Genomic DNA, 3379 nt, shown 5'->3' with positions numbered 1-3379 from the left:
GGGAAAACCCCCGATCAGGCCTACTTCAACCAGCCGCGCCCCGAGGCGGTAGCGGCATAACCAAGGCGGAAAACCACTTACGAAACGCCTGGAAACTGTTCAGATCAACCGAACCACCTCTGATGGCGCGAAAGCGACGTTAACGCTTGGCTTGAAGCCCGCACCGAAAAGGCCGCTTGATATGAGCGGCGGGCAAATGGAAACCCCGGCGCGCGGGCAAGCGCAACCGGGGCAGGATGGCCGCTTGGCGACTGCGGCGGGCATCCAAAGCATAACACAAGGCACGGCACGCGAAAAGGCTGGTGGCCTGTATCACATCATTCCCGAAGGCGGCGAACCCTTCGACCTTTACGCGAATGGCCGCGAAGCTTGGGCGCTCGACCGCCTGCGCGCGGCTGGGCCGAAAGGCTGCACCCCGATAACAGAACCCGCTCCCCGGTGGTCCGCATATGTCCATAAACTGCGCGAACGCGGCGTGCCGATTGAAACCCTGACAGAACCGCATGGCGGCGAATTCGCAGGGCATCACGGGCGGTATGTGCTGCGCGCTGATGTGCGGAAAGGTGGTGGCGCATGACCCGGCACCGATTGGCTTTTCTGGCCGTATCGCTGGACCCGGCTGCGATTGCCGCGCTCGGGCTGGTGGGCGGGCGCATCTGGGGGGCGCTGACATGATGGCCCTTCGCATCGCACGGCTTCGCGCCCAGTTCGGTTTGACCGCTGCACAAGCGGCGCTTGTGGCCGCTCTGGCATGGGGGGCTGGCAATGACTGACGCAAGCGAATTGACCTTGGCGCTGGGCGGCAAATGGCATCGACGCTATGGGGCCGCCCCCTGCCCCGTTTGCCAGCCGGAACGGCGGAAAGGGCAGAACGCCTTGACGCTGGCCGATGGCCGCACCGGGCGGCTGATGCTGGATTGCAAGAAAAGCGGCTGCGCCTTTCTCGACATTCTGACGGCGGCGGGCCTGCGCTCGGGGGATTACATCCCTCCGGATGCGGCAACCCTTGCCCAGCGCGAAGCCGAACAACGGGCCGAAGCTGACAAGCGGGCGGCACAAGCCAAACGGCTTTGGCAGGAAGCCCAGCCCATCGCGGGCACGGTGGCGGCAACTTATCTGCGCGGGCGCGGCATCACCTGCGACCCATCCCCTCCACTGCGCTTTCACCCGGAGACATGGCACGGGCCGACCGCAAAGCGCTTTCCGGCGCTGGTGGCGCTTGTGGAAGGCGGCGACGGCTTCGCGGTGCATCGCACCTACCTACGCGCCGATGGCTTGGGCAAGGCCGATCTGGACCCGCCAAAAGCGATGCTGGGCGCTGTCTCTGGCGGCGCTGTAAGGCTCACTGACGGGCCGGGGCCGCTGGTGGTGGCCGAAGGCATTGAAACCGCCCTAAGCCTTGCCTCTGGCCTTCTACAACGCCCTGCGACCGTCTGGGCCGCGCTATCAACTTCCGGCATCCGGGGCTTGCGCCTTCCTACCGATCCGGGGCGGCTGACCATTACCCCCGATGGCGACGGACCGGGCCGCGCGGCGGCGCAAACCCTGGCCGAACGGGCGCACAGCTTCGGCTGGCAAGTGGCCTTTCTCGACCCCGGCGACGGGCGCGACTGGAACGACATTTTGACAGGAAAGGCGGTGGCCGCATGAACGCGCACCCGATACCTATGGAAACCCACTATCTGCCCGAGGGGCCGCAACCGCTGGTGCGCGAACTCGCCCCCGGTGCATCCTATCCCGTGGCATCGCTCGGGCCGCTGCGCGCGGCGGTGGAAGCCGTGCACGGCATGACGCAAGCCCCCGTGGCAATCCCTGCGGCTTCCGCTCTGGCCGTGGCATCGCTGGCCGTGCAAGGCTTCGCGGACGTGCAAACGCTGGGCGGGCTTCGCCCCCTGTCTATTTACGCCCTGACCATAGCCCGAAGCGGCGAACGGAAATCAGCCTGCGACGCCCCGTTGATGGCTGCACTTCGCGCCCATGAAAAGGAAGCAGCGCAAGCCCAGCGCGACGCCATGCAAAGCTGGACGAACGCGCACGCGCTCTGGAAGGGCGAACGCGACCGCATCTTAGGCGACGCCAAGAAAGGCAAAGGTGAAAAGCGGATGGCGGCGGAAGCTGAGTTGCGGGCGCTCGGGCAAGAACCGGCTGCTCCCCCTTCGGCTGACAGAACCGTGACCGAACCGACCTTCGAAGGGCTGACAAAGCTATTCGCCACAGGGCAACCTAGCCTTGGCCTTTTCTCGGATGAAGGCGGGCAATTTCTTGGCGGGCACGCCATGAACTCGGACAATCGGCAAAAGACGCTGGCCGCGTTGAATGACCTTTGGCAAGGCAAGCAGGCATGCAACGCCGCCCATCTGGCCGCGCCGGGCCTGTATCCACACTGCTCAAGGGATGCTCTCCTCCTGAGCAGGTGACCGGACCGTTTGCACCGGCGCGGACAGGCATCATCATCCACATCGGTGCTGACCGGCCAAGGTCCGGAGATTCTTCATCATGTTCCCGAGGGCGTTTTTGCCGAAAAGGGCCATGCCCAAACCCTGCCCAAAAACAGGTCCCACCGGCGCCTTTTCATGCCATTTCAAGGGTTTGGGGGATGCCGGGAAGCCTTTCGCCAAAAGGCGAATTTACCCTTGTATATCCTATGCTTGCGCGGCTATACCCGTCGGCGGAGATGTGGCCGAGTGGTCGAAGGCGCTCCCCTGCTAAGGGAGTAGGCCCGAAAGGGTCTCGTGGGTTCGAATCCCATCGTCTCCGCCACTTTACCCTGCTAACCTATTGATTTGAAACGATAGGAGCTTACAGCTTCCCCCATTGTATCCCCCACCTTGACGTGGGCTGCCCCGGAATCTGTGGGAATGCAGGCTGTAAGAATGGACTTCCAAACGGTTCGACAATGCACGGCTTCGCTTAGCGTTGTCGTGATGCAGAACCAAGTTGCCACTTCCTTGTCACGCAGCCTGGGCCTCGCTACCTACCTATGTAGCTAGTCGCTATAGCGACACAAAGCTCTTGATAAGTAATCAAAATAGAGCAACCTTGTGCTAAACGTCGCTTCAGTTGGTGACGGTCGTTCGATGAAGCCGAGGGCGTGGGACACGTGAGTAAAACTATTTTCTTTGTTCTTTTTGTGTCTGGGCTTTTCGCGGCGTTCGTCAACGTTCCGGCTAAGATTCGGCTAGGCTCTGGGGCAGACCGCTACAACTGGTATTTTATTTTGGATAAACCGCAATCCGCAGTCATTGATGCACCAGTGTTGGCGGCTCTGTTGCACAAATCCTGTGAGGGATTCATCTCGTGAATCCAGCGTGGTAGCTGGGATGCATGAGCAGACACATACCCCCGACCTACAAGACCACGAACTGGCCAGCCTACAATG

The 3379-nt window shown here is 62.2% G+C and carries 3 protein-coding genes and 1 tRNA gene; all 4 read left to right on the top strand.

Features of this window, described 5'->3' with window-relative positions; translation table 11 throughout:
* The first annotated feature begins 181 nt into the window (after nt 1-181).
* The 4 genes from PVW27_RS21245 (at nt 182) to PVW27_RS21230 (ending at nt 2760) form a co-directional block, all read left to right on the top strand.
* Complete coding sequence (locus tag PVW27_RS21245; RefSeq protein WP_274561174.1) at nt 182-577, top strand: winged helix domain-containing protein; 396 nt, start codon at nt 182-184, stop codon at nt 575-577.
* 188 nt (nt 578-765) lie between these two features.
* Nucleotides 766-1650, top strand: coding sequence for a toprim domain-containing protein (locus tag PVW27_RS21240; RefSeq protein ID WP_274561172.1), 885 nt, complete (start codon nt 766-768; stop codon nt 1648-1650).
* Nucleotides 1647-2417 (top strand): DUF3987 domain-containing protein, encoded by a 771-nt coding sequence (locus tag PVW27_RS21235; protein WP_274561170.1) that lies wholly within the window; start codon nt 1647-1649, stop codon nt 2415-2417. Before PVW27_RS21240 ends, PVW27_RS21235 begins: the two co-directional genes overlap by 4 nt.
* Before the next feature lie 253 nt (nt 2418-2670).
* A tRNA-Ser gene (locus tag PVW27_RS21230) sits at nt 2671-2760 on the top strand.
* The last annotated feature ends 619 nt before the right edge of the window (nt 2761-3379 follow it).

Source organism: Seohaeicola sp. 4SK31, assembly GCF_028802875.1.
Lineage (GTDB): Bacteria > Pseudomonadota > Alphaproteobacteria > Rhodobacterales > Rhodobacteraceae > Seohaeicola.
This window is presented reverse-complemented; position numbering and strand designations above follow the sequence as displayed.

Bases quoted from the DNA above. Each gene is read 5' to 3' on its own strand.
- PVW27_RS21245 (WP_274561174.1), top strand. From the start codon at position 182: ATGAGCGGCGGGCAAATGGAAACCCCGGCGCGCGGGCAAGCGCAACCG.
- PVW27_RS21240 (WP_274561172.1), top strand. From the start codon at position 766: ATGACTGACGCAAGCGAATTGACCTTGGCGCTGGGCGGCAAATGGCAT.
- PVW27_RS21235 (WP_274561170.1), top strand. From the start codon at position 1,647: ATGAACGCGCACCCGATACCTATGGAAACCCACTATCTGCCCGAGGGG.